28 protein-coding genes, 1 tRNA gene and 1 other annotated feature are annotated in these 24,942 nt (G+C 41.3%); of the genes, 2 read left to right on the top strand and 27 right to left on the bottom strand.

All coding sequences use genetic code 11. The annotated features are described in order from the left end of the window. Positions 1-71: 71 nt before the first annotated feature. From LKE01_RS07310 to gmk, 11 genes are all read right to left on the bottom strand, one after another. Complete coding sequence (locus LKE01_RS07310) at positions 72-734, bottom strand: thiamine diphosphokinase (RefSeq protein ID WP_057962238.1); 663 nt, start codon at positions 732-734, stop codon at positions 72-74. Beyond that, positions 735-1,388, bottom strand: coding sequence for a ribulose-phosphate 3-epimerase (gene rpe / locus LKE01_RS07305; protein ID WP_054769424.1), 654 nt, complete (start codon positions 1,386-1,388; stop codon positions 735-737). Positions 1,389-1,399: 11 nt separating this feature from the next. After that, entirely contained in the window at positions 1,400-2,290 is an 891-nt protein-coding gene (rsgA, locus tag LKE01_RS07300; protein WP_057962237.1) for a ribosome small subunit-dependent GTPase A, read from the bottom strand. A gap of 69 nt (positions 2,291-2,359) precedes the next feature. After that, positions 2,360-4,408, bottom strand: coding sequence for a Stk1 family PASTA domain-containing Ser/Thr kinase (pknB, locus tag LKE01_RS07295; RefSeq protein ID WP_057962236.1), 2,049 nt, complete (start codon positions 4,406-4,408; stop codon positions 2,360-2,362). Then, entirely contained in the window at positions 4,401-5,150 is a 750-nt protein-coding gene (locus LKE01_RS07290) for a Stp1/IreP family PP2C-type Ser/Thr phosphatase (protein WP_054769425.1), read from the bottom strand. Before LKE01_RS07290 ends, pknB begins: the two co-directional genes overlap by 8 nt. Positions 5,151-5,164: 14 nt before the next feature. Next, on the bottom strand, positions 5,165-6,496 hold the full coding sequence (rsmB, locus tag LKE01_RS07285; RefSeq protein ID WP_057962235.1) for a 16S rRNA (cytosine(967)-C(5))-methyltransferase RsmB: 1,332 nt from the start codon (positions 6,494-6,496) through the stop codon (positions 5,165-5,167). Continuing rightward, positions 6,497-7,441: a methionyl-tRNA formyltransferase gene (gene fmt, locus LKE01_RS07280; RefSeq protein ID WP_057962234.1), complete on the bottom strand. Its 945-nt coding sequence runs from the start codon at positions 7,439-7,441 to the stop codon at positions 6,497-6,499. It abuts the gene before it with no gap. Positions 7,442-7,467: 26 nt separating this feature from the next. Continuing rightward, positions 7,468-9,867 (bottom strand): primosomal protein N', encoded by a 2,400-nt coding sequence (priA, locus tag LKE01_RS07275; RefSeq protein ID WP_057962233.1) that lies wholly within the window; start codon positions 9,865-9,867, stop codon positions 7,468-7,470. Between the two features lie 18 nt (positions 9,868-9,885). Further along, a complete protein-coding gene (coaBC, locus tag LKE01_RS07270) occupies positions 9,886-11,094 on the bottom strand; it encodes a bifunctional phosphopantothenoylcysteine decarboxylase/phosphopantothenate--cysteine ligase CoaBC (protein WP_057962232.1) in 1,209 nt (402 codons plus the stop codon). 174 nt (positions 11,095-11,268) lie between these two features. Then, the gene (gene rpoZ / locus LKE01_RS07265) at positions 11,269-11,481 is read right to left on the bottom strand and encodes a DNA-directed RNA polymerase subunit omega (RefSeq protein ID WP_054769426.1); all 213 of its coding nucleotides are present in this window, start codon (positions 11,479-11,481) and stop codon (positions 11,269-11,271) included. Position 11,482: 1 nt separating this feature from the next. Beyond that, positions 11,483-12,097: a guanylate kinase gene (gmk, locus tag LKE01_RS07260; RefSeq protein WP_057822642.1), complete on the bottom strand. Its 615-nt coding sequence runs from the start codon at positions 12,095-12,097 to the stop codon at positions 11,483-11,485. 162 nt (positions 12,098-12,259) lie between these two features. On the opposite strand from gmk, the gene LKE01_RS07255 reads away from it, so the two are divergent. Further along, positions 12,260-12,565, top strand: coding sequence for a hypothetical protein (locus LKE01_RS07255; RefSeq protein WP_054769427.1), 306 nt, complete (start codon positions 12,260-12,262; stop codon positions 12,563-12,565). A gap of 59 nt (positions 12,566-12,624) precedes the next feature. On the opposite strand, the gene recN is transcribed toward LKE01_RS07255, so the two are convergent. The 13 genes from recN to rplU form a co-directional block, all read right to left on the bottom strand. Then, positions 12,625-14,325 carry a DNA repair protein RecN gene (gene recN / locus LKE01_RS07250; protein ID WP_057962231.1) on the bottom strand — a complete coding sequence of 567 codons (1,701 nt, stop codon included), beginning with the start codon at positions 14,323-14,325 and terminating at the stop codon, positions 12,625-12,627. 22 nt (positions 14,326-14,347) lie between these two features. Then, positions 14,348-14,806, bottom strand: coding sequence for an arginine repressor (locus LKE01_RS07245; protein WP_057962230.1), 459 nt, complete (start codon positions 14,804-14,806; stop codon positions 14,348-14,350). A 39-nt stretch (positions 14,807-14,845) separates the two neighbouring features. Next, positions 14,846-15,661, bottom strand: a complete 816-nt coding sequence (locus LKE01_RS07240; RefSeq protein ID WP_057962229.1) for a TlyA family RNA methyltransferase — start codon at positions 15,659-15,661, stop codon at positions 14,846-14,848. 1 nt (position 15,662) lies between these two features. Then, entirely contained in the window at positions 15,663-16,556 is an 894-nt protein-coding gene (locus LKE01_RS07235; protein WP_095344913.1) for a polyprenyl synthetase family protein, read from the bottom strand. Next, complete coding sequence (locus LKE01_RS07230; RefSeq protein ID WP_054769428.1) at positions 16,537-16,803, bottom strand: exodeoxyribonuclease VII small subunit; 267 nt, start codon at positions 16,801-16,803, stop codon at positions 16,537-16,539. The genes LKE01_RS07235 and LKE01_RS07230 overlap by 20 nt, the downstream gene beginning before the upstream one ends. A gap of 1 nt (position 16,804) precedes the next feature. Then, positions 16,805-18,148 carry an exodeoxyribonuclease VII large subunit gene (gene xseA / locus LKE01_RS07225; RefSeq protein ID WP_057962227.1) on the bottom strand — a complete coding sequence of 448 codons (1,344 nt, stop codon included), beginning with the start codon at positions 18,146-18,148 and terminating at the stop codon, positions 16,805-16,807. Further along, positions 18,138-19,004 carry a bifunctional 5,10-methylenetetrahydrofolate dehydrogenase/5,10-methenyltetrahydrofolate cyclohydrolase gene (locus LKE01_RS07220; RefSeq protein ID WP_057962226.1) on the bottom strand — a complete coding sequence of 289 codons (867 nt, stop codon included), beginning with the start codon at positions 19,002-19,004 and terminating at the stop codon, positions 18,138-18,140. Before LKE01_RS07220 ends, xseA begins: the two co-directional genes overlap by 11 nt. Before the next feature lie 75 nt (positions 19,005-19,079). Next, a complete protein-coding gene (gene nusB, locus LKE01_RS07215; protein WP_057962225.1) occupies positions 19,080-19,493 on the bottom strand; it encodes a transcription antitermination factor NusB in 414 nt (137 codons plus the stop codon). Beyond that, positions 19,493-19,930 (bottom strand): Asp23/Gls24 family envelope stress response protein, encoded by a 438-nt coding sequence (locus LKE01_RS07210; RefSeq protein ID WP_054769429.1) that lies wholly within the window; start codon positions 19,928-19,930, stop codon positions 19,493-19,495. The genes nusB and LKE01_RS07210 overlap by 1 nt, the downstream gene beginning before the upstream one ends. Before the next feature lie 32 nt (positions 19,931-19,962). After that, a complete protein-coding gene (efp, locus tag LKE01_RS07205) occupies positions 19,963-20,523 on the bottom strand; it encodes an elongation factor P (RefSeq protein ID WP_054769430.1) in 561 nt (186 codons plus the stop codon). Between the two features lie 154 nt (positions 20,524-20,677). Next, the gene (rpmA, locus tag LKE01_RS07200) at positions 20,678-20,971 is read right to left on the bottom strand and encodes a 50S ribosomal protein L27 (RefSeq protein ID WP_014940013.1); all 294 of its coding nucleotides are present in this window, start codon (positions 20,969-20,971) and stop codon (positions 20,678-20,680) included. Between the two features lie 26 nt (positions 20,972-20,997). Beyond that, positions 20,998-21,333: a ribosomal-processing cysteine protease Prp gene (locus LKE01_RS07195; protein ID WP_054769431.1), complete on the bottom strand. Its 336-nt coding sequence runs from the start codon at positions 21,331-21,333 to the stop codon at positions 20,998-21,000. Positions 21,334-21,353: 20 nt separating this feature from the next. Continuing rightward, the gene (rplU, locus tag LKE01_RS07190; RefSeq protein WP_054769432.1) at positions 21,354-21,662 is read right to left on the bottom strand and encodes a 50S ribosomal protein L21; all 309 of its coding nucleotides are present in this window, start codon (positions 21,660-21,662) and stop codon (positions 21,354-21,356) included. A 19-nt stretch (positions 21,663-21,681) separates the two neighbouring features. Next, positions 21,682-21,764 (bottom strand) — a sequence feature (ribosomal protein L21 leader region). 435 nt (positions 21,765-22,199) lie between these two features. On the opposite strand from rplU, the gene LKE01_RS07185 reads away from it, so the two are divergent. Further along, a tRNA-Arg gene (locus LKE01_RS07185) sits at positions 22,200-22,273 on the top strand. A gap of 132 nt (positions 22,274-22,405) precedes the next feature. Here the strand turns inward: LKE01_RS07185 and LKE01_RS07180 are convergent. Genes LKE01_RS07180 through LKE01_RS07170 form a run of 3 tightly spaced genes read right to left on the bottom strand, consistent with a single transcriptional unit; the run spans position 22,406 to position 24,770 of the window. Next, positions 22,406-22,945 carry a dUTPase gene (locus LKE01_RS07180; RefSeq protein ID WP_057962224.1) on the bottom strand — a complete coding sequence of 180 codons (540 nt, stop codon included), beginning with the start codon at positions 22,943-22,945 and terminating at the stop codon, positions 22,406-22,408. Between the two features lie 9 nt (positions 22,946-22,954). Beyond that, a complete protein-coding gene (locus LKE01_RS07175) occupies positions 22,955-23,896 on the bottom strand; it encodes a hypothetical protein (RefSeq protein ID WP_054769433.1) in 942 nt (313 codons plus the stop codon). Then, positions 23,889-24,770 (bottom strand): hypothetical protein, encoded by an 882-nt coding sequence (locus LKE01_RS07170; protein WP_054769434.1) that lies wholly within the window; start codon positions 24,768-24,770, stop codon positions 23,889-23,891. The genes LKE01_RS07175 and LKE01_RS07170 overlap by 8 nt, the downstream gene beginning before the upstream one ends. Between the last annotated feature and the right edge of the window lie 172 nt (positions 24,771-24,942).

Raw genomic sequence — 24,942 nt, 5'->3', positions numbered from 1 at the left:
GCCCATTCAAATAAAGGCATCTTTCAACTATTGTTGGAAGATGCCTTTATTTTTACATAACTTCGAATTCATTAATTGAATCGGTTAATATCTTTACTTTGAATGACACACATGACCCCACTGCCAAATTTAAACTTGGCAGTTTGACCAACAAATTCATTGCTGGCCAGTGACATAGGATGAGTTACCTGATAATCATTTAACTTGTACTTCTCATTAAATAAGGTTAAGTGATCCATTGGTGTAAGTGCCACGAATGCCAAATACTTTTTATCGGGTTCCTTATCAATCTGGTATTCACCGGGTAAGAAAAACGTCAGCGTATTTTGCTTATCAATCATTCGAATCTTGGGAGCAAACGGCTTAAAACGGGGTTCTAAGACCATCCATAAGTTTGCCAGGAAATGATCCAAGCGGCCGCCCGTTGCGCCGTAGATGTCCAAACGGTCGGCATGGTGCTCCTGCAGTGCAACCTTTAAACCAAGTTGCGTATCAGTATCATCTTTTTCCGGAATTGATTGCCGAATATCTTTGATATGACTGCGAACCAACTGAAGTTCTTCGGGTTTCAGTGAATCAAAGTCGCCAATTGCAACCAGCGGGTCAATTCCCATATCAATTAAATGAAGATTGCCCCTATCAATACCAATCCAGTCGCCCTTGATCTGGCCATTTTTCAATTCATCAGGCCAGAGGTCGATTGGACCGCCAACTAACAAATTTAATACTTTCATTTACTTCGTCGCATCCTTAATGGCTTTGATTCGGCTGACAGGATCGTCAGCATCAAAGACGTATGACCCTGCAACAGCAACTGTCGCACCGGCTTTATAGGCGCCAACAACGGTATGATCGTTTACACCACCGTCAATTTCAATATCAAAGTTGAGGTTTTGTGACTTCTTGATTTCATTTAATTCAGCGATCTTCTTGACCGTTTCTGGTAAGAACTTTTGACCGCCAAAGCCAGGGTTAACAGTCATAACCAAGACTTGATCAACCATGTAAAGCACAGGGGTAATTGCAGAAACCGGTGTTCCAGGGTTAATAACAACTTCAGCTTTAACACCCTTGTTCTTGATCATTTGCAATGCCCGGTGAATGTGAGGGGTTGCTTCAACATGGACCCCAATGATGTCAGCACCGGCGTCGGCAAATTGATCAATAAACCGTTCTGGTGATTCAACCATCATGTGAACGTCCAAGGTCATCTTGGTAATTGGACGAATGGCTTTGACCCAACCAGGACCATAAGACAATGCCGGAACAAATTGACCATCCATGATATCAATATGAAGCACTTCTGCTCCACCTTTATCAACCTTTTCAATATCCTTTTGTAAATTAACATAATCAGCACTTAAAATTGAAGGCGCAACTTTAATCATAATGAACTTCCTCACTTTTTATAATTTGGTTTCCGATTTTTGATGTCGGTATATAACTGGAGATAATTTTCATATCGGCTTTCCATAATTTGACCATCGGCAACTTCCTTTTTAACTTCACAATCAGGTTCGTTGACGTGGGCGCATCCCCTGAATCGGCACTTAACGGATGCCCGTTTGAATTCAGGAAAGTAGCTGCCCAGCTCTCGATAATCGATCTCCAGGGTATCATACGAAGAGAATCCCGGTGTATCAGCAATATACCCATCATTTACCCGCATCAGGGCAACTTTTCGAGTCGTATGCTTTCCACGATTCAGGGCCATGGAAATTTCTCCGGTTGCCAATTTCAAATCAGGCGCCAGATGATTGAGAAGTGTCGACTTACCGGCACCTGTCTGTCCCATTATCACATTTTCTTTACCTGAAAACAATTGACGCAAATGGTCCAATGAATTTTCATCAAAGGCCTTGTCAGGTAATATCACGTCATAAGGAATTTTGGCATAATCTGCCGCCAATTCTTTAAAATAAGCCATCTGCTTGTCATTTAACAAATCAGTTTTAGTAAAATAAATAATCGGTGTGATGCCGCTGATTTCAAGCGCAATCAACTGACGATCAAGTAAATTACTGGAAAACTCCGGTTGAGTCGTTGCCGTTGCAACAATTGCCTGATCAATATTAGCAATTGGCGGTCGGACCAACGAATTTTTTCTTGGGAGCATTTTTAGTATGTAACCTTTGTTCTCATCTTCAACTTGGAACTCAACGTCATCACCAACCAATGGTGTAATTTTGCGTTTGCGAAAATTCCCCCTGGCACGAGTTCGATAAACTTTACCCTCTGAATGGACATCGTAAAAGCCACTCAAAGATTGAAAAATCTTTCCTTGTTTCAATTGATCACCTCGATAAAAAAGTCACTTCCCCTTTATTATAAGAGAAGTGACTTTAATTTGCAGTAATTATTAATGTGAATCGTACGTGACATTATTGTCGCGCATGATTGTTTTGCCATCTCGAACCACTTTGTACTTACCAACTTCGTTATTGGTCAGTTTAAATGGCAAGACGACTTGGGTATCTTTTGTGATGACCATTTGCTTGTATACATTGGATAAGCTGTGATCGTGATCCTTTAAGTAAATCAGTACAACGTTTTCATTGGATCCACTGTTATTATCGGCAGATGACTCATCAGATGCCCCACTTTCATCTAATGCTGAACTGGATGAGGCGTCCGTTGTATCGGTTTCTTGAAGATACGGAATCGTAATCCGTGTGTTGAAGCTCTTTAGTTCATCAGAACTATCCTTCTTTGTTCCCCGAGAGATCCAAACAGCAACGTTGCCGCCCTGTTGGATTGACTCATTCGCGTTTGGCGACTGACGAACGACTCGGCCTTTTGGCTGGTCACTTGAATATGTGTAGTCAAAAGTTGGATTGATTTCGACTTTATTTGCATAAGCAATCACTTGTGATTTGGTCATGCCGGTCAAATCTTTCAGCGTAATTCGTTTAACACCGGTTGAGACGACAAATGTTAATGTCTTGGTATTCGGGTTGAAACGTTTGTCAGCTTGAAAGTCCTGTTGGAGGATCCGACCAGACTGGAATGAACCGGATGGTGCATTTCGCTTGTGGACGGTGAATCCTTCATCTTCAAGTTTTTGTTTAACAACATCGAACTTTTGGCCAACATAATTGCCAACCAGAACCATTCGAGGACCCGAACTAACAACCAAATTGACTTTTGTCCCCTTTTTAACCTTTGTTTCTTCTTTAGGACTGGAACTAATGACCCGGTGACGATCGATTTTGGTGCTGCTTTGATATTTGACATCACCAACCGTTAAACCGGCATCCTTGATCTTTGACTCCGCCTCGGTTTCCAAGGTTCCGGAGACAACTGGGACCGTCGTTTTACCGGTAGCTGTCATGATCATCAGAAATGCGATGATGATAACCAACAGGCCGATAATGCCGCCAATGATCAACCAGCGACGACGGTGTTTCTTTTTGGGCTTCTTGTCATTTTTTTCAGCATCCGGATGATCGTTGTTCGGTTCTCTTTTGGCGGGATTGGCATCGGCTGATGCATTCGTCTCGTTCAAAGGGCCAAAGGGCATCACCCTTGTTTCTTCGTTAGCTGTGTCTGCAGGGGGTTCAACCGTGAACCTGGGCTCGTTAGCCCGAGACTTGTCCAAAGAAGTGTTGAGATCCGCTGCCATTTCATTAACACTCTGATAACGATCGTCAGGGTTCTTGGCGGTTGCTTTGAGAACAACATTTTCCAATGCTTGTGGGATTCGCGGGTCAAAGTCCCGGACAAACGGCATCGGGGTTTGTGAATGCTTAATCGCAATTGAAACCGCCGTATCACCGTTAAATGGGACTTTGCCAGTCAAAATCTCATATAAAATGATTCCCAAAGAATAAATGTCCGAACGAGCAGTCGCCATCTGGCCTTTAATTTGTTCCGGTGACAAGTAATGAATCGACCCAATAATGGATCTTGTTTGGGTCATCGTGTCTTCACTACCAGCTCTGGAAATACCAAAGTCGGTAATCTTAATATAGCCATTTTTATCAACTAAAATATTTTGGGGTTTTAAATCACGATGAATAATATTGTGTCGATGAGCTTCACTCACAGCGGAGCAAATCTGTTCCATAATATTGACGACTTCGGCGTAAGGAATCGGAAAGCTGTCTTTGATATATTCCTTGAGATCTTCCCCATCGACGTACTCCATGACCAAGTACTGCATCCCCTCAACCTCATCGACATCATAAATGCCGACAATGTGAGGATTATCGAGCTGAGTTGCAGCCATGGCCTCATGCTGAAACCGTTTCTTAGCTTTGGGGTTGTCACGAAAATCCAGCCGCAACAATTTTACGGCAACTTTTCGCTTGAGAATTAAATCCTCAGCCAAATAGACGTCAGCCATTCCGCCTTCGCCCAAACGACCAATGATTTCATATCTGCCATTTAATACATAACCCTTATTCATCGGATGTCACCTCCGAATCATATCGGGCAAGTAAGACGGTAATATTGTCCAAGCCGCCATTTTCATTAGCCATCGAGATCAACATATCGCACTTGGACTGGAGTTCTTCATCCATTGACAAAACTTTTTCAATATCGGAATCGTCAACCATGTTGGTTAAACCATCCGTGCAAAGCATAATTTGATCGCCAGGCTTGGCAGTATATGGCTTGAAGTCGGCTGCCGAATCATTATTAATCCCCAAGCTCTTGGTAATAATATTTTTGTATGGATTGGTTTTTGCCTGATCAGGGGTAATATCCCCATGCTTAACGAGTTCGTTAACGTATGAATGGTCTTCTGTAATTTGAGTAAACTGACCATTTGAGTAGACATAACCCCGGCTGTCACCAATATTGGCAATTAAGCTTTGCTTGCCGTCAATTAGCGCCGCAACAATTGTTGTGCCCATTCCGTGCAAGCGCGTATCGGTATTTGACTCATCGATAATTGCGGTATTTTCCTTGGCAAGTTGATTTTCAAACCAGGTTTCAATTTCATCCAAACTGGAAATTGCCGTCTCTTCAAAAGCCTCTCCCATGTGCGTTACAACCATTTGAGAAGCCACTTCACCGGCGTTATTTCCACCAATTCCATCCGTAATTAGTGCTAAAACTAAGCCATCTTGATTTTTGAACGCACCGACTGCATCTTCGTTCTTGTCACGAACTTTGCCAGTCGAGGATTGATAAGCAATTTGCAAATTGATCAACTCCGTTATGATTTCCGAGTAAGAGAACAAACAAAGAATCCGTCTGAATCATAGTCATCGGGATAAATCTGAACCATGTCGCTATCTGGATTCAAGTTCATATCGGTCTTTGTTTTGGTGACTTCAAAATTAGGATTTTCTGTGATAAATTTCGCAATCACGTCTTGGTTCTCTTGTTTGACGATTGTGCATGTACTATATGTAATAGTGCCACCAGTTTTAACTTTGGATGAAACAGCGTTTAAAATCTGCAGCTGAATTTCACTTAGCCGGTTAACGTCGGCAATCGTTTTGTCGTAACGGATTTCCGGCTTTCTTCGAAGCAATCCCAATCCGGAACATGGCGCATCAACTAAGATGCTGTCAAACATGCCATCTTCGAACTTTGAGTCAACTTTTCTTGCATCCAATTCAAAGGTTTCAACCTTCTTGTACAGACCCAAGCGAGTTGCGTTCCGTTGAACCGTCTTTAATTTGTTCTTGTGAATATCAAGTGCAAATACCTTGCCACCATCCAAACGGCTAGCAATTTGAGTGGTTTTACCACCAGGCGCACTACATGCATCCAAAATGTTGTCCGATGGTGAAATATTCATTGATTCGACTGGTAACATAGCACTTTCATCCTGAATTGTTAATAAGCCGTCTGAGAAGAAGCTGCTGTGAATAATTTGACCGTCTTTAATGATGATTCCTTCACTGGAAACTTTACTTGGTTCGGCATCAAAGCCGTCTTTTTCCAAGTCCTGCAGTAAATCTGCCTGAGAAATTTTGGCAATATTTGCTCTGACCGATTGTTTAGGTGCCTTGTTGAGGGATGCAAGAATTGAAGCCGTCTTTTCCTTTCCAAGTTGGTCTTCCAGCATGCCGACCAACCATGTTGGCACACTGTATTCAATTGATAAGCGGGTCTTTTCGTCTTGAATATCATTCAAATTAGGAGTTCCCTTACGATCCATTTGATGAAGAATTCCGGTTACAAATCGTCTGGTTCCATCATGACCCATTACTTTGGCAATCTTAATGGTTTCATCAAAAATCGCCCGCTTTGGAACTCGGTCGAGATATTCAAGCTGATACATTGCTGTGTAAAGCAATTCTTTTACCCAAGTTTCTGTCTTCTCGGGTTCACGTAAGAATGGCTTTAATTTGTACTCTAAAGTCAGTCGGTGTTGAATGACGCCGTATACGATGTTGGTAAATAGTGCCTTATCGGCATTCCCCATCGATGTTGATTGAATAACGGCGTTAATTTGAAGATTTGAATATGAACCATTGCTTGTACGAACCAATGTCATAACGGCAAGTTGGCGTGGATTATTTGTTGTATATTTCATTTATTTAATCACCTGTTGGCCAACTTTAAGTGACTGGCCAATCCCATTTAAGTAGTCTGTTATTTGTTGTTTTGGTTTGCCTGCGGGCTGAATTTCCAGAATTGAAAGAACCGTTCCCTTACCTGCGGACAATAATAATTGATGCTTCGTTTTTTCAACGACTGATCCCGGTTGTAAATCAGTGTGCTGATCGATCACTTCAGCTTTCCAGATCTTGGTTCGCTTATCATTAATCATTGTATAAGCGACCGGGTCCGGACGCAATGCACGAATCTTGGCATTGATCATAAAAGCAGTTTGACTGAAGTCCAGGATCTCTTCGTCAGGTTTGATATTTGGTGAAAAGACAACTTGACTTTCATCTTGGGGAACCGGTGCAACGTCTCCGGAAATAACTTTGGGTAATGTTTCCAAGAGGAGGTCTCTGCCCACAAAACTGAGCTTTTTAAACATGGATTCCGTGTCGTCATCATCTTCAATTTTGACAGCTTTTTGAGATAAAATATCACCTGCATCCATCTTTTTAACCATGTAGATAAGACTGATTCCGGTTTCTTTGTCACCGTTCATGATGGCATATTGGACCGGTGCGCCGCCACGATATTTAGGCAGCAGTGAACCGTGAACATTGACGGAAGCAATCTTAACTGCGTTTAACATCTTGGTTGGTAGGAACTGCCCGTAAGCAGCTGTCACAATCAAGTCCGGGTGAAAATCAATTACCCGCTGCATTTCCGGACTGCCGCTTAACTTTTCTGGCTGAAAGACCGGAATATTGTTCTTTACTGCGGCTTGTTTAACCGGACTCTGCGAAATTTTATGTTTTCTGCCAACCGGCCTGTCGGGCTGGGTGACGACACATAAAATATCATATTTTTTATCAAGCAATCCTTGTAAAACTGGAACCGCAAAAGCTGGCGTTCCCATAAATACAACTGTCGTCAAATTAATCGTTTCCTTTCATGATGCAATTACATAAAGTCTAAAGGCTCATTATCAATCGCAATTTGAATGCCCTGGCGCTGATTCTTTTGTGATTGAACCAAGACATCGTCCAAAGTTGCTTTGAGAGTGGGTTCCTTACGATATTTTATAATAATTTGATAATAATACCGGTTGTTAATTCGGGTAATCGTTTTTGGCGTTGGCCCTAAAATAATGGCTTTCGGAGATAAATTTTTCTTGAGAAAATTCATGATCCCAAACATTTCCGAAGCCGTTTGATTCTCACTGGGAGAATTTCCAGTGAGCTTAACCGTGTAATAATATGGTGGATATTTACCCTCGTGTCTAACCCGCATTTCGGTGGCATAAAACTTCTCATAGTCTTGCGTCTGGGCAAGCCGAATGGCGTAGTGATCAGGGTTAAACGTCTGAATGATGACTTCACCAGTCTTATCAGCCCGTCCCGATCGGCCTGACACCTGAGTTAAAAGCTCAAATGTCCGCTCACTGGATCTGAAATCAGGAAATTGCAAAGCTGAGTCGGCGTTTAAAACACCTACCAGGGTAACTTCCGGGAAGTCCAGGCCCTTGGCGATCATTTGGGTTCCTAACAGGATATCTGCCTTGTGAGCACCAAATTTATCAATAATGGCCTCATGGGAGCCCTTCTTTCGGGTTGTATCAACATCCATGCGCAAAACTCGGGCCGTTGGAAACATATTCTTGACCTGCTCTTCGAGTTGTTGACTGCCCATGCCATAGAAACGGATTCGTTTACTGTGACACTTCGGACACATCGTCGGAATCGGCTCTTTATGGCCACAGTAATGGCAATTGAGCGTATGGGTATCTTTGTGCATCGTCAGTGAAATATCACAGTTGGGGCATCGGGGAACGTAACCGCAATCCCGACACATCAGGAATGCCGAATAGCCCCGCCGATTTAGCAAAAGAATAATTTGTTCGTGCTTGTCCAAACGGTCCTGAATGGCATCAGCCAGCTGGGTTGACAATGCACTTTGGTGTTTTGCCATTTCAGTTTTCATATCAACAATTGAAACGTGCGGCAAAGCATGACGGTTGATTCGATGTGGCAGGCTGAGCAATGTATAAACACCCTTCATTGCCCGTGCACGGGATTCCAGAGACGGCGTGGCACTTCCCAACACAACCGGACAATGATTGTAAGCTGCCCGCCATTTGGCAACATCCCGGGTTTGGTACCTGGGATTGTCAGCTTGCTTATAACTGCTGTCATGTTCCTCATCCATGATAATTAAGCCGATATTCTTTAGGGGTGCAAATACGGCTGAACGAACGCCTACGACCACTTTGGCCTTGCCCCGGTTAATCCGCTGCCATTCATCATAGCGTTCACCATTGGACATGGCACTGTGCAGCATTGCTACCTGATTGCCAAATCGACTACGGATTCTGCCGACTATTTGAGGCGTTAAGGTAATTTCGGGTACCAGCATTAAAGCGGTTCTTCCCATTTCAAGTGCATGGGCAATTGATTGAAGATAAACCTCCGTTTTGCCGGATCCTGTGACACCTTCAAGTAAGAATACCTGATCTTTTTTACTTGAAATGGCGTGGTTAACCGATTCCACTGCTTTTTGCTGATCAGGATGCAATTTAAATGGTTGACTAGGCTTTACCGGTCGTAAAAACGGATTTCGGACATGGCGTTTTAAAGTCGCCGTTACCCAGCCCTTCTTTTCAGCACCTTTAAGGGTACTCGACGTAACCCCCATCGATTCCCATTTTGATACCAGAAAAGCATCTTTTGAATGGCTTTTCAGGAGATTCAACAGTTTAATTTGGCCAACCGCATTTTTTCGAACCGTTTTAAGTGCATCGGCTATCTGTTGATCATCAAGGTTGCCTTGATATGCCTTTAACATGATCGGCTTGGAATGGTTGGTTAAATCATACTCAACGGAAATGTCACCATTTTTTTGAAGCTTAAGAATTGTTGATAAACTTTGATTATCAAAATTTTGTCGATCATAGTCAACAACCCGTTGGCCATGGAAAATGGCCGGATACTGGTCACAAATCTGTTGGCTTGTCGCTATCAATTTCTTTTTGTTCTTTGTCCGCATCCCACCAGGCAGCATGGTCTGCAGACAGCTGATTTTAAACGAATATGTCTGATCCGCCATCCATGCAGCTAAATCAAGCAGTTCAGGATTAATGACCGGATATAAATCAATTAAATCCGAAATTGGCTTGAGTTTACCTTCAAAGCTGGACTTATCCGAAATTCCAACAACAAAACCGGTAATTTTCCGGTTGCCAAAAGGAACCTGAACCCGCATGCCCGGTTGAATTTGATCAGCTAAATTATCCGGAATAGCATAGCTAAACGGACTGTTGGTTTGACGTGTTGGCACGTCAACAATGACTTGAGCAACCTGCAAAGCGGATCCTCCTTTCATTTATTCTTGAAATTCGTTTGAAATAATACTGATTAATTTTGTAGCAATCTTTTGCTTACTTTCAATGGGAGTCTTAACTTTTCTCCCATCAGCAAATAAGAACGTGACTTGGTTGTTGTCGGCATTAAAGCCGATACCAGCTTGAGAAACGTCATTGGCAACGATGAGGTCAAGCTTCTTTGACTTGATTTTCTTCTCAGCATTGGCAATTAAATCATTGGTTTCAGCAGCAAACCCGGTTACAAATTGGCCGGGTTTCTTAATAGAAGAAACTTCTTTTAAAATGTCTGGATTTCTAACCAGCTTCAATGTCATTGTTTCATTGTCAGCAGTTTTTTTAATTTTTTTATCAGCAACCGTGGCAGGTCGATAATCTGCAACGGCGGCAGCCATCACGAGAATGTCGGCATCCCGAAACTGTTCCTTAACTGTTTTTAGTAATTCTGAGGCTGTTTCAACTTGGATAACATGAAGATCTGTTGGAATGGTCTTCAATGGATTGGCAGCAATTAAGGTAACTTCTGCGCCGGCATTTTTGGCCGCTTCAGCAACTGCAAACCCCATTTTTCCAGATGAATGATTGGTGAGGTATCGAACAGGGTCTAAAGGCTCACGAGTTCCACCAGCGGTGACCACAACTTTTTTGCCTGCCAAAGACTGACCGTTTGAACTAAACGAGTGATCAACCCAGTCTAAAATGTCCTTTGGTTCAGGCATTCGGCCTTTACCGGAATAGCCTTCTGCTAAAAAGCCTTCTGCCGGATCCATGACATGAATGCCGGCGTCTTTTAAAACCGTTAAATTATGCTGGGTGGCAAAATTGCTTAGCATGTGCGTATTCATAGCCGGAACGACAAACACTGGTGTCGACATGGTCAATAAAGTCGAGCTGACAACATTGTCAGCTATCCCATTAGCCATCTTGGCAATCGTATTTGCCGATGCCGGCGCAACAATTGCTAAATCACTTGTGTCCGCGATGCTTACGTGGGGGATGATTGTCGGATCGCTGCTGGTAAAATCATTCGTTAATACATGATTCTTGCTGACAGTTTGGAAAGCTAAAGGTGTCACAAATTTCTGGGCAGCTTCACTCATAATGACGTGAACCTGATTGTGATTTTTCACCAGTTGCCGAACCAATGTCAATGATTTGTATACAGCAATGCTTCCAGTGACGAACACCGCAACATTCTTGTTTTCAAACATTCTTTCACCCCGTTTCAGATTTCATCTTTTATTGTACCAAATCTGAGGCAGATAAAAATAAGAAGCACTCTAAAAATTGGCGTAAGTCCGATATTCATCAAAGAATACAGTCAACGTGAAAAAAGGACTGAAGGCAAAACATCTGTTTTGCTCCAGTCCTTTCATTTTCAAATGTTATTCAAAATCTTTTCCCTTAGGATCAATCTTTAATACGCCGGCAGCGATTTCTTCCAACGCCTTACCAACGGATTTTTGAGATTTGTAGCTATCAAGCAATGGTTTTGCGCCTGCGTCCAATTCATGGGCCCGTTTGCTTGCCAATGCAATCAATGAGTAACGGGAATCGATTTGATCTAATAATTTATCAACGGATGGGTAAAGTAACATATTATTTATCTCCTAACATTGATTCATAATCGGGCATTACCCGAGCAACTTTTAATCGTTCACTTCTAATAATTGACTTGATTCGGTCAACAGCCAAAGGAACCTTGTCGTTTAAAACAGCATAATCATAATTTCGCATCATGCTGATTTCGCCAACAGCTTTTTTGATTCGCTTATTAATGACATCCATCTTGTCAGTTCCACGACCAACCAGACGATGCTTAAGTTCCATCAGATCTGGTGGGGTCAAAAAGACAAAGACAGCATCAGGAACGTTTGCACGAACCTGCATAGCACCATTAACTTCGATTTCAAGAAAAACATCTTTGCCGGATTCCAATGTTTCATTAACATATTTTAAAGGCGTGCCATAGTAGTTGTCAACATACTTGGCGTATTCAAGCATTTCACCATTTTGAATGTTTTCTTCAAACTGTTCTTTAGAAACAAAATAATAATCGACACCGTTTTTTTCACCAGGGCGCGGTTTTCTAGTCGTCATTGAAGTCGAATATTCAAAATCAACATCCGGTTCCTCGAATAACGCTTTTCGTACCGTTCCTTTACCAACTCCGGACGGTCCTGATAAAACAATTAACATTCCTCTTTTAGCCATCGATAAAATCCCTTCAATTATTTGTAGTACCCATTATTATCGCCCTTTTTGGGTTGTTTGACAAGTCCTGGACGCTGATTTAAGAAATTTAAGGTTAAGGGTTGCACATTCGAACGAATGTTCGTATAATGAAACCACAAACAAATGTTCGGGGTGAACAAAATGCAAAACAAACAATCTTACTTATCAGAAATTACCAGAACGTTCAAAAACAACTATGACCGTTTCTTCGAAATCGTTCGAAACACGCGACAGATTAAGCAAATGTCGACCTTCCAGATTAACTATTTCATTAAACAAACCCTTGATGAGGGCTTCCCTATCACAATCGAATTTAACGATCAGGACGAAGAACAGTCCGGCTATCTTTCCAAGATTTCGACAGATCGCTATATACTCAAATCTGATGATAATCGATTGACTCGGATTGTCAGAATCTCAGAAATAAAAGCAATCAAGAAATATTAGCTTCTGACTGGATCAATTAAATGATAAGCACCAACACAATCAACGTGTTGGTGCTTTTTTTATGCTTGAATCTTTTTCTTCTCATCATCTGCCAGGCGAATCAATTCACCGGCATGTTCTTTGGTTAATTTAGTAATGGCAGTTCCAGACAACATTCTGGAAATTTCCGCAACACTTTGAGCTGCGTTGAGCTCAGTAATGGTTGTGGTTGTCCGGTTGTGGCTGATTTGCTTTTCAATAAAGTAATGATGGTCACTCATAGCCGCCACTTGTGGAAGATGCGTAATGCACAAGACTTGGGACTTTTGAGAGATGGTGTATATCTTGTTCCCAATTGCTTGAGCAACTCGACCGGACACGCCGGTATCAACTTCATCAAAGATAATTGATGTAACGCCGGCCGCTTTGGCAAACATGGTCTTTAACGCTAACATAATCCGGGATAATTCACCACCGGATGCGGATTTGACTAGCGGCAGCATTTTTTCTCCTGGATTGGTCTGAATATAGAATTCAACTTTATCAGCGCCTAAACGATTAAGCGTTCGGTTTTGCTGGATATTAACTTCAAAAACCGCCTTATCCATATACAGATCTGATAATTGTTTATGAACGGCTTTTTCAAGCTTTTTGGCCCACTTTTGTCGAATCTTGGTGATTTGGGTGGCGGCCTTAATCAAATCAGCCTTGATGGCAGCAAGCTGCTTATCAAGGTCATCGTTAGCCGCAGCATCCCCTGACATCTGCTTCAATTCATGCTTGATTTTGGCAAGATACTCCAAAATCTGGGAGACGGAATCACCATATTTATGCTTTAGCTGATAAATCGTGTTTAATCGCTGCTGAACCTGGTCTAATCGGTCCTGGTCAAATTCAAGGTTGCTTAACTGATCAGATATTTGACTGGCGACATCTTGAAGGGCAAAGAACGCCCCCGAAAGATTATCTGAAATTTGCTTAAATTCCGGATCAAGATCCTCTATATCTTGCATTGAGCTCATTGCTGATCCGATCGAGTCTATTGATCCACTGGCATCTTCATCACCGTTAATACCCTCATAACTGGCTAGAAGAGCGTCGTGAATTTTCTGGAAATTATTTAATCGATCTCGTTCGGCAACTAAATCTGTATCTTCATTTGCATGAAGGTCCGCTGCTTCAATTTCTTTGATTTGAAATTTCAGCATGTCGACTCTTTGGGCCCACTCTTTTTCATTTTGGTGCTTTTTCTCGTTAAGGTTTCGCAATTTGATAAATTGATCATACTTTTCCTGATAACTTTGTAGGATCGGTGTCAATTCATCTTCGGCAAAATCATCCAACAACTGGATATGACGTTCAGGACGCATTAACTCCTGATGATCGTTTTGACCCTGAATGTCCACAATTGTCTCGCCAATTCGCTTTAAAGTAGCAATGTTAACCATAATGCCGTTTACCCGGGAGCTATTTCGACCGTTTGCAAAAATGACACGTTCAATGATAACGTTGCTGTCACTGTGATCAATCCCAAGATCATCAAGGACACTATATGTAGGATTATCTTCGTGAAGGATAAAGTTTCCTTGGATAACAGCTTTAGAGGCTCCGGTCCGAATAAGGTCATGTGACCCTCGTCCGCCAACCAAAAGCCCCACGGCATCAATAATAATCGATTTACCAGCACCGGTTTCACCAGTTAAGACAGTCATCCCCGACTGGAAATCGATATCCAAATGTTCAATTATTGCAAAATCAGTAATTGATAATTCAAGTAACATGGATTAAACCTCTCAATGATTATTAATCAGTGCCCAACATGCCATTAATCTGATTTCTGACGTTAAGGGCATCTTCTTCGGTTTTGCCAATAATTAAGACAGTATTGTCATCACCGATGGTGCCAAAAATACCACTATAGTTCATTTGATACATCAGACTGGATATAACCGGCCCACTGCCGGGAAGAACTTTCAAGAAAACCAGTTTGTCCTGAGAATCGACAGATACAAACGAATCGCGAATCGTTTGGACCAACTTTTTTTCTGTGTCAATATTTTTCCGGGTTGGCAGGCTGTATCGATACCCCCCGGTAACAGAAGGTACTTTGACCAGCTGCATATCTTTAATATCTCTGGAAACCGTCGCTTGAGTCACTTTGATTCCCTGTTTATCCAAAAGAGCAACAAAGTCTTCCTGTCTTTGAATATTATTACTTGTAAGTAGTTGTTTGATGAGTCTTTGGCGTTCTTTTTTGCGCATGAAATACACCCCCAACAATTAATTGAATAAAAATACAGGTTATGATCCCTTTAACTCAGAATAAGCGTTTTCAATGACTTTTTCAATCGAAACATTTGGTGACATGACGGGTTCATCAACGGATTCCAACTCAACTAGAAATTCGATGTTCCCTGCACCACCCTTAATAGGTGAAAAATCAAGGTTTTGAACGGAATAGCCATTGGCGACCGCAAAGTTTAAAATCTTTTCCAAAACCATTTTATGAACAGCTGGATCTTTAACAATTCCGTGCTTGCCGACGTTTGATTTTCCCGCTTCAAACTGCGGTTTAATCAATGCAACAACGTGGCCGTTCTTTTTTATGATGCTTTTCAATGGCGGAAGAATGAGTTCCAGTGAAATAAACGACACGTCAATTGAAGCAAATTCTGGTTGGCCTTTGGTAAAGTCAGCCAGTTTACTATATCTAAAATTGGTGTGTTCCATGACGACCACTCGAGGATCTTCACGGAGTTTCCAAACCAACTGGTTGCTGCCAACATCCAAGGCATAACTCATTTTAGCTCCGCTTTGGAGCATGACATCCGTAAACCCACCAGTTGATGATCCGATATCCAAAACAGTTAAACCTTTAACATCCAAATGGAAAACCTTTAAAGCTTTTTCCAATTTCAAGCCACCACGGCTGACATATGGCATTGGTTTGCCTTTTAAATGTAAATCGGTATCCACTGGAATCTTTGTTCCCGGCTTATCCAAGCGTTCTTCGTTATCACCCAGAATTTCACCAGCCATAACAGCCCGCTTGGCTTTTTCTCGGGTGTCAAACAATCCCTGGGTAACTAGTAATACATCGACTCGTTGCTTTTCCATACTATTTCTCGTCCTTATTTTTAAAATAACTGGTAAAATCGTTCAACAAACTGGTATCAATTGATAAATCTCGCCCAGCCTGGCTTAGCGCATCCTGAGCAGCCTTTACCGTTTTATGAAGCATTTCATAGGACTTATCCAAACCCAACAAATTTGGATAAGTATTTTTGCCGGCATCTTGATGAACCGGCTTGCCAATCTGGGCTTCAGTTCCCACGATATCAAGAATATCGTCGTAGATCTGGTAGGCTTCACCAAATTTTTCTGCGAATGTCAACATTGCCTGACGCTTTTCGGGGATCACCCGACCCATAATCAAGCTGGCTTCAACCGCGTACCGAATTAAAGCGCCGGTTTTATTTTGGTCTAATTTTTGAAGGCCTTCAAGTGGCAGACGGGTTCCTTCAAATTCAATGTCATCAGCTTGACCAGAAACCATGCCGTGCGGTCCGGCAGCTTTAGCAAGGGCCAAAACCAATTCAGCTTGGGTCTCACTGTCCAGATCATTGTCGACTAACCATTGGAAAGAAAGCGGCTGAAGACCGTCCCCAGCCAAGGTTGCCATTCCAGCACCAAATTTAACGTGGTTGGTTGGCTTTCCCCGGCGAAGGTTATCGTTATCCATTGCTGGTAAGTCGTCATGAATCAAAGAATAGGAGTGCATTAGCTCAAGCGCACAACTTGTTTTTAAAATGGTGTGATCAATATTATCACCCAAACTTGTCAGGACCGCCAAGGTTAACAGTGGCCGCAATCGTTTGCCGCCAGCATTGACGGAATAACTCATCGCGTTAGTCAGCGTTTTCTGGTCAGTGTCTGGCGCAATTTCGTTTTCTAAGACTTGATTAATCTTAGGTACCCACAGGTTTTCAAACTCAGTCAGTTTGGTTCCCATCATTATCATCCTTCTTATCTTTGGAAGCCTCAAAATCAACTTCGTTGCCATCTTTATCCATCATTTTGGCCATTGTGTGTTCAGCCTTTGTCAGCGTGTCTTGGAGCTGTTCACTTAACTGAATACCCGTTTTGAATTTATCCATGGATTCTTCCAAGGAAACATTTCCCTGTTCGAGTTGATTAACGATGGTTTCCAATTCGTTCATTTTATCTTCAAAAGTTTTGTTATCTTGTTTGTCAGCCATTTTACTTCTCCTTATTCTGGTTAATTTTGTTGACCGATGCGTTTACCGTACCGTCGCTGAAATGAACATCGATTGTGGACGTTTTTAAATCAGCAACCCGTTTCACAAAATCACCTTTTTCATCCGTCGTATACGTATAGCCTCGACTGAGAATCTTTAACGGGCTTAGATGATCCAAAGACCCGACCAGCATTTGATAATGCTGTTTAACATTTCTCAGGTTTTGAGCCGATGCCCGATCAAGGCGTCCCTGCAGTGTCGATAATTTTTGCTGCTGTTCTTTTATCGTATACGTTGGTGCAACCAGCCGTAATCTTAACTTCAGGTCATTGAAGCGATCCTTGCGCTTACCAGTGATCTTGTTCGATTGGTTATACAAACGTTGCGTCAGCAAATCCAGGCGTTGTGAGAACGTCTCATAGATCCGTTGCGGAGAGGTAAACACGGTTGACTGTTGAAGCCGCTTCAAACGCAGCTTATCTTCTTGAATCACTTGGTATGCCGCATTGATAATCCGATTTTGCGTGGTTTTAAGATCCACCAATACTTGATCCAACCGCGGAACAGCAAGCTCCGCTGCAGCAGTTGGTGTTGCGGCACGGACATCAGCAACCAGGTCGGCGATTGTTGTATCAGTTTCGTGACCAACAGAAGAAATAACGGGAATCTTGCTGGCAACAATTGCTCTGGCAACATTTTCCTCGTTAAATGGCCACAAATCCTCAATTGAACCACCACCACGGCCAACAATCAAAGTATCGAAAGTGCCGTTTTGGTTAACCCGTTCAATTTGTCTGACAATATCAGTGCTGGCTTCAGTCCCCTGAACCAGGGCCGGAAACAGAACAATTTGGGCGATTGGGTATCTTCTTCGGACCGTCGTAATAATGTCACGAATGACAGCTCCACTGGGAGAAGTCACAACCGCGATCCGTTTAGGGAACTGTTTTAATGGCTTCTTAGGTAAGTTAAATAAGCCTTCTTGGGACAACTTTTTCTTAAGCTGTTCATATGCTTGATAAAGTTGACCAACGCCATCGGGTTCCATTTGTTCAACGTAGATTTGATAACTGCCACTGGGTTCGTAGACGGAGATATGCCCGACAACGAGTACTTTCATTCCTTCTTCGGGAGTGAACTTGATTCGATTGAACGCGGATTTGAACATAATTGCGCTGATCTTGGCGTTGTCATCTTTTAAACTAAAGTATTGATGGGCATTCGGCCGTAACCTGAAATTGGAAATTTCACCAGTCAGGTATACCTTAGATAGATACGGATCTACGTCAAATTTCCTTTTTATATATTTTGTTAAGGCGCTGACGGTTAAATAATCATTTGCCACGTTCAAGGCTCCATTCTGCCAGATCGACTGTTTGCTGCATTAAGGTTGCGATGGTCATTGGACCAACCCCACCTGGAACAGGGGTGATGTACGAAACTTTATCCAATAAGTCGGCGTAGTCGGTATCACCAACCAGATGGCCTTCTTCATTGATGTTTTGACCGACGTCAATGACAACCGCACCAGGCTTGACATCGTCTTTGGTAACCGTGTGGAGACTTCCGGTAGCTGAAACAATGATGTCAGCATTCTTAGTGTATTCAGTAATATCTTTAGTTAATAAGTGCAGGATTGAAACACTGGCACCGGCATTTAACATTAAGGCTGCCATTGGTTTCCCAACAATTGCACTTCGACCGATCATCACAGCATTTTTACCCTTTAAATTAATGTTGTATTCTTTAAACATTGTCATGACACCCTTGGGTGTGCAAGCAACGGGATAATTTGTTGAATCATCGAGATACAACTTGCCGACGTTAATAGGATGGAAACCATCAACATCCTTTTCAGGAAGAATTGCTCGAGTAATTTCTTTTTCATTGATTTGTTTAGGCAATGGATCTTGAACCAAGATACCGGTAATTTTTGGATTGTCATTATATTCTTGAACAATCTTCAATAACTCTGATTGCGAAATGGTGTCCGGCAACTGCCGAACAAGTGAGTAAATTCCAAGTCGCTTTGCAGTTCGATGCTTATTTCTAACATATCGTTCACTGGCCGGATCGGTCCCAACGATAATGACGACTAAACCAGGAGTGATTCCATTTGTATCTTGGAGTTTCTTAACCCTTAAACTTGTCTGCGAATTCAACTTTTTTGCCAGTGCTTTACCATCAATAATTGTTGCCATCTTAGAAACCGCTCCTTTGTATTTTCGTCTTAAATAAACATATGTACAAAAAAATAGATTTACACATGTGTAAATCTATTTTACCAGTTCTTCTAAAGCATGTGACAAAATCCCGTTAACAAATTTTCTTGAACGGTCGTCACTAAACTTTTTTGCGAGTTCAATTGCTTCGTTGATTGATACCTTGGCAGGCATATCATCTACATAAACCATTTCATAGATGGCAATCTCCAAGATAATCAGATCAGTTCTTGCAATTCGCTCGAGAGACCAACTGGAAGCTAAATACTTTTCAATTGTTTTATCGATTTCAGACTTGTGCTCCAAAACTCCTGAAATTAACTGATGCAAATATTCAGGATACTCATCACCGTATTTACCACTTGTCAAAACCTGAAAGAAATCTTTCCAGTCAGTTTGATCGTTGGTATTTAGGGCAAAAAGTGTTTGGAACGCAATTTCTCTAATTTGGTGTCGTGTTAATTCCACTAGTCCTCACCATTTTCTTCGTCGTCAGCAAACGGGTTATTCGGATCAACGGTACTGGTCGTCTTTTCCGGAATGACACCCTGAACATGGACATTTACCTCTGTGACCTTTAAACCAGTCATGAACAGCAATTGCTGTTCAACTTGACTTTGAATTTTCAACGCAACTTTGGGAACAGATACGCCATAATTCAAATAAACATAAACATCAACTGTCAATTCTTCGTTGGTATACGTTAAAGTGACACCTTTTCCATGTTCTTTTCTGCGGCCCAACAGTTCATTTACACTGTTGGAAAATGAACCGCTCATGCGGTTAACGCCATCAATTTGTGAAGTCGCTACCCCGGCAATAATTTCAAGAACATTAGGTGCAATTTCAATCTTGCCAAGTTTCGGATCATTTGAATGAAGAGTAATATTAGTGTCTTCAGCCATACTAAAGCCTCCGTTTCAGATCAATTGAAATACTATCCCCGTGAAATGTAAGTTCCGTCAGTTGTGTTGATAACCAACTTGTCGCCCTTGTTAACGAAGAATGGCACTTGTAAGGTTAAACCAGTGGTCATTGTTGCAGGCTTTGAGCCACCTGAAGCAGTGTCACCTTTGATGCCGGGTTCAGTTGAAGCAACTTCGAGAGTAACTGTGTTAGGGAGCTCAATACCCAAGGTTTCATTACCGTACTGGATAACTTGAACTTCCATGTTTTCTTGAAGATAGTTCAATTCACTTTTAATTTGTTCTTCAGGAATTGAAATTTGATCATAAGTATCCATGTCCATGAATACGTGTTGATCACCGTCTGCGTATAAGTATTGCATCTTACGGGTATCAATTTGTGCTTGTTCCATCTTAGCACCTGACCGGAATGTCTTTTCTTGAACGGCACCGGTACGAAGGTTCTTTAACTTAGAACGGACAAATGCGCCACCTTTACCAGGTTTAACATGTTGGAAACTTAAAATTCTCCAGATTGCGTTGTCAACCTCGATGGTTAATCCATTTTTAAAATCAGCAGTTGAAATTGCCATGATTGTTCCTCCTAAATGTGATGTAACATATATTGATTATATAATACTTTAAACCAAAATAGCCAATTAAAATGGCATCCTGATCTAGATAATTAAAAAGCTGGGATGCAAAACACGAGTTTTGTCCCAGCCTCTTTAATTAAAATATTGTGAGCTATTTAGCAGCTTCAGCAACTGGATAAACTGAAACCTGACGCTTGTCGCGTCCTTTTCTTTCGAAACGAACAACTCCATCAACTACTGCAAACAATGTGTCATCGTTACCACGCTTAACATTGTTTCCTGGGTAGATATGAGTTCCACGTTGACGATAAATGATTGATCCACTGTGAACTGATGATCCATCAGCAGCCTTTGTACCTAAACGACGACCAGCTGAGTTACGACCGTTGGCAGTTGATCCACCACCTTTATGGTGAGAGAAGAATTGTAAATTCATTGCTAACATAGGTTTACACCTCCAGATTAATTGATTTATTTCGCTGTATTTAACTTAATATACTTACTGTAGCTATCTGCTATATCAGCCATTCCATTCGCAAAGGTATTCAAAACTGCATCAGCTTGAATACTCTTCTTGGAATCGGTAACGACTGGCACATCAACTGATAGATAACCGCCATTTTTATCATCACTATCAACATCAACATCCAATCCAACAACCTCTTGGAGGCCGTTAACTGTTGTGATGCTGAGCACTGAAACTGCTGAACAGACAATATCTTGTCCGTATTCACCAGCATCGGCGTGTCCGGTAATTGTAAATCCGCTAACATGACCGCGATAACGCTTAATGGTAGCCTTAATCATATCAGTCACCTCAAAGTAAATTATGCCTTGATTGAATCAATAACAACTTTAGTATATGGTTGACGATGGCCCTTCTTTGAACGTGAGCCCTTCTTTGGTTTGTAACGGAAGATTGTAATCTTCTTTTGACGACCCTGCTTTTCAACAGTTCCAGTAACTGATGCGCCATCAACTAATGGTGTACCAACTTTAACTGAATCGCCGCCGACCATAACAACTTGATCAAAAGTAACCTTTGAGCCTTCGTCTGCGTTTAACTTTTCAACGTAGATTGCGTCGCCTTCGGACACTTTGTATTGCTTACCGCCTGTAGTAATAACTGCGTACATATCTTGTGCACCTCCTTATTAATTTGCTTAGACTCGCCGAGAACAAGCGCCCCAACACGTGTTGAGAACTTTCTAGCTTGAATCGAGCGGTTGTAGCTGTGGAAGCCACAATTACAACGTTACTAGTATACATAATCGCCGCCTGTTCGTCAATAGAAAGCTGAAAACCATAAAAAAACAACCGTTACTGGCGGCTGCTCTTTTATTTTCTTTGAGCTAAATGCTTGCCATTCTCCCCAATGGTTGTTGAAGAATCGGTAAAATACTGAATAATTCCACAAACTATGAAAATAAATACAATAAAAATTACAAATCCCACAACGTCCACCTCCTATTGATAGGACAGCTTTACGCTGAACAATTCTATTATCTTATTTTTTGTCAAGGGGTTCAAATTATTAGTGTAAAATGGCGAAAACTTTAATAAAAATGCAACATCTTTAAGGAATTCATAATGTTTTCGACGAAATAACCCAAATCCTTTGAATAAACATTGACTACCCCCTTAATATTTCATATAATTATTAGTGTTGATTTGTCGCAATAGCTCAGCTGGATAGAGCAACGGTCTTCTAAACCGTAGGTCGAGAGTTCGAATCTCTCTTGCGACACTAAAACAAAGCAAAATCCCGCTTACCTTTCTATTAAGGTAAACGGGATTTTTGTTTATGATGTTCGTTTGATGCACAAAATAAAGAGCCATCCAGGTCAATTTGACTTGGATGGCTCTTTCAATATAACAATTAATAATTATCGTCTTGGCGATCCTCATTGATTTTATTTTTACGGTTAAATGCGGTCACAATTTCTTCCTCGGTATAGCCAAAATCGACTAAGCCAAATTTTAAGAACAGTCGCCACGAATGGCTGAAGCTATCACCGCTGTGGTTAAAGTAGGCATCAAACAGCATCCGCTTAAGTGCCAAATACTGTTTGTCCAAGTTATCCTCTTTTTTGAATTTCTTGATTTTATCCAAATCTTTTTCTGAATTCAAAATAACGTGATTCCAATTCTTCAGGTTGGAAATCAAGAGGTAGAAGTCCATTGCATCGACATACTCATAAAGCAATGTCTCCCGCGGAGTCTTGTCCGGATCACTTTTGCCTCGATGGATTTTCCAAACTTTAAACCACTCTGAGGTATTGGCCATTTCGGCTAATTCAACATCCAAAGCGACAAAAGCATTCTTTACCCGGCCATCGTTTGACCAGTGAAGTTGTTTTTTTGACTCGATTTGCCGGTTCAAATAAACTGATGAGGCAATCAGTGCTTGTAAATCCATTGCTAACTCCTATCCAAAAACAATTTTGTTTGAAAGAATATCCAACTGCTTTTTATTGTTAAGGTACCAATCCTTGATAAATGGATAATCCAAAAGCAGGTTAAGCCAGCTTTCCTGCTGATCATTATCGTGAATCGTAGCTCCCCACTTTGGACGGTCGTCGTCACCGGCATTATAAACAGTGAGCTTGGTATCGTTATCCAACGTTAATGCAGCGCCGCCATTCTGACCAGACATCAGGATATATTGATTATCAGCTGATTTAACGAACAATTCATCCAAAATTGGTTCTGGAATTTCACCAGCAGCAAATTCATAGAATTCACCATTAACCCCATCGAGGACATTAAAGTCAATCTTGAAGCCAAAGGTCTCTTTGAGAACTTGAGCAGCTTGAATCATGACTTGTAGTGCTTGCTTGATGGCGGAAACGTCCAGTCCCTCAAGATCAACAACAAAGTATTCGATTAATGAAGTTCCATGGAACATCAATTCCTTGTTCTTAAGATTGAGATAGAACAGAGGCCGATTATGAGCTGTTGGCCCAAAGAAGAAGCCGGATTCATTTTTGGTAGATTTGGTGAAAGTAAATGTGTTATCACCCAGTGAACCAAACGTACACAGCAGCTTCTGGACATTTTCAGCATTCGAAATGGTAAATCCATTGGCATTATCAGAGAGCTTCAACAAACGTTCGAGAAAGATCAGTTGAACGTCTTCATCTGAAAATTGATGTGGAAATTCGACAAAATCAGTGTTGAGTCGATAATTGGTTAATTGAACCGCTGCAGCCAATAAATCATTTAATTCTTTGGTTGTATTGAGACTTTCAAATGCATCAACATACTTCGATCCGTTATCCAATCCGGTTTGAATCGCATTGGTATAATTCTTTAAAAGCTCGGTTGTGGTTAAAACCTGCTTTTCAGTTTCATTATTTTCATTACTCACCGTCAGTCACCTGCGTTTCTTTGCTCAAGCTCTGCAAGTATTTGGCGTACAAGTTGTTATTGTTATCAATAAATGCTTCAAAACTGCCAAACGAAGCCCGAATGTTTTGTTTTTCCAAATTATAAATGGTCTCTTCTTTGGATAAAGCCAGAATTTGATTTTCGTTCTTTTTAATTTCAGCCCGGCCATCGGAAGCCTGTTCATCAATGTTGGTTAGCTCCAGCAAAGCATTTTGAAGTTGTTGATGTTCTTCCTTAACTTTTCCAGCTTCCCAAGGCATTGGTGACTTTGCTTCGTTTTCCTTGATTTGCTTTCGGATCTCTTCCTTACGCTGATCACGTTTGTTTTGATCTTCAATTAACTGCGTCAACTTTTCATTCTTTTGTCCCAATTCCTGCATTTGGTCATCATTGACACGCTTGTTTTGGGCTTCAAGTTCAAATGATTTTGCCAAGGTATTGTATTCGTCCTCAGCAAAATTGAATTGAACATTGATGGCATCCAGTTCACCAAACATGCGGTGATCCCACCAATTTCCGAAGTAAATATTGAATTTACCCAATTCAAATTCATGATAGTAAAAGAATGGATATGTAGTACCTAAATAATCAATTAACTTGTTGCTTAAGTGATGACTTAATTGGGCTTTTAAATCGGCAGCCAAGCCAAAGAAATTAGGCTTTGGCTGTTCAGGCTGCTCACCCTTTACTTCCGTTGCAAAACGGTTTGGATCCATTAATTCATAAACTTTTAAATCATTGCCATTTTTGATCGAGTCATTCAGGTCGGATAAATATTTTACCTTTTCAGTGAGGGCAGAAGATAAAATTGTATCGTTTTGGCTGAATGGATCGTTTTCAATTTTGTTATCCATAATATTGCCTCGTATTCCCCTTATTTATACACTTAATGTTATCTGAAAAACGTACATAAATAAAGGGCTAATCGCATTATTTATGAAAGATTTTCCAAAAACATTAGAAAATAATCCGTTAAAAGAAATTAAACAATGAAACCAACATAAAAAAAGACCAGATAATGAACTT

Origin of the sequence: Lentilactobacillus kefiri (assembly GCF_007989105.1) — a bacterium.
GTDB classification, from domain to species: Bacteria; Bacillota; Bacilli; order Lactobacillales; family Lactobacillaceae; genus Lentilactobacillus; species Lentilactobacillus kefiri.
This window is presented reverse-complemented; position numbering and strand designations above follow the sequence as displayed.

Excerpts from the sequence above, each read along its gene's own strand:
- LKE01_RS07310 (WP_057962238.1), bottom strand. The coding sequence starts at position 734 with ATGAAAGTATTAAATTTGTTAGTTGGCGGTCCAATCGACCTCTGGCCT.
- rpe (WP_054769424.1), bottom strand. The coding sequence starts at position 1,388 with ATGATTAAAGTTGCGCCTTCAATTTTAAGTGCTGATTATGTTAATTTA.
- pknB (WP_057962236.1), bottom strand. The coding sequence starts at position 4,408 with ATGAATAAGGGTTATGTATTAAATGGCAGATATGAAATCATTGGTCGT.
- rsmB (WP_057962235.1), bottom strand. The coding sequence starts at position 6,496 with ATGAAATATACAACAAATAATCCACGCCAACTTGCCGTTATGACATTG.
- coaBC (WP_057962232.1), bottom strand. The coding sequence starts at position 11,094 with ATGTTTGAAAACAAGAATGTTGCGGTGTTCGTCACTGGAAGCATTGCT.
- rpoZ (WP_054769426.1), bottom strand. The coding sequence starts at position 11,481 with ATGTTACTTTACCCATCCGTTGATAAATTATTAGATCAAATCGATTCC.
- gmk (WP_057822642.1), bottom strand. The coding sequence starts at position 12,097 with ATGGCTAAAAGAGGAATGTTAATTGTTTTATCAGGACCGTCCGGAGTT.
- LKE01_RS07255 (WP_054769427.1), top strand. The coding sequence starts at position 12,260 with ATGCAAAACAAACAATCTTACTTATCAGAAATTACCAGAACGTTCAAA.
- recN (WP_057962231.1), bottom strand. The coding sequence starts at position 14,325 with ATGTTACTTGAATTATCAATTACTGATTTTGCAATAATTGAACATTTG.
- LKE01_RS07245 (WP_057962230.1), bottom strand. The coding sequence starts at position 14,806 with ATGCGCAAAAAAGAACGCCAAAGACTCATCAAACAACTACTTACAAGT.
- LKE01_RS07240 (WP_057962229.1), bottom strand. The coding sequence starts at position 15,661 with ATGGAAAAGCAACGAGTCGATGTATTACTAGTTACCCAGGGATTGTTT.
- LKE01_RS07235 (WP_095344913.1), bottom strand. The coding sequence starts at position 16,556 with ATGGGAACCAAACTGACTGAGTTTGAAAACCTGTGGGTACCTAAGATT.
- LKE01_RS07230 (WP_054769428.1), bottom strand. The coding sequence starts at position 16,803 with ATGGCTGACAAACAAGATAACAAAACTTTTGAAGATAAAATGAACGAA.
- LKE01_RS07220 (WP_057962226.1), bottom strand. The coding sequence starts at position 19,004 with ATGGCAACAATTATTGATGGTAAAGCACTGGCAAAAAAGTTGAATTCG.
- LKE01_RS07210 (WP_054769429.1), bottom strand. The coding sequence starts at position 19,930 with ATGGCTGAAGACACTAATATTACTCTTCATTCAAATGATCCGAAACTT.
- efp (WP_054769430.1), bottom strand. The coding sequence starts at position 20,523 with ATGGCAATTTCAACTGCTGATTTTAAAAATGGATTAACCATCGAGGTT.
- rpmA (WP_014940013.1), bottom strand. The coding sequence starts at position 20,971 with ATGTTAGCAATGAATTTACAATTCTTCTCTCACCATAAAGGTGGTGGA.
- LKE01_RS07195 (WP_054769431.1), bottom strand. The coding sequence starts at position 21,333 with ATGATTAAGGCTACCATTAAGCGTTATCGCGGTCATGTTAGCGGATTT.
- rplU (WP_054769432.1), bottom strand. The coding sequence starts at position 21,662 with ATGTACGCAGTTATTACTACAGGCGGTAAGCAATACAAAGTGTCCGAA.
- LKE01_RS07180 (WP_057962224.1), bottom strand. The coding sequence starts at position 22,945 with ATGGATTTACAAGCACTGATTGCCTCATCAGTTTATTTGAACCGGCAA.
- LKE01_RS07170 (WP_054769434.1), bottom strand. The coding sequence starts at position 24,770 with ATGGATAACAAAATTGAAAACGATCCATTCAGCCAAAACGATACAATT.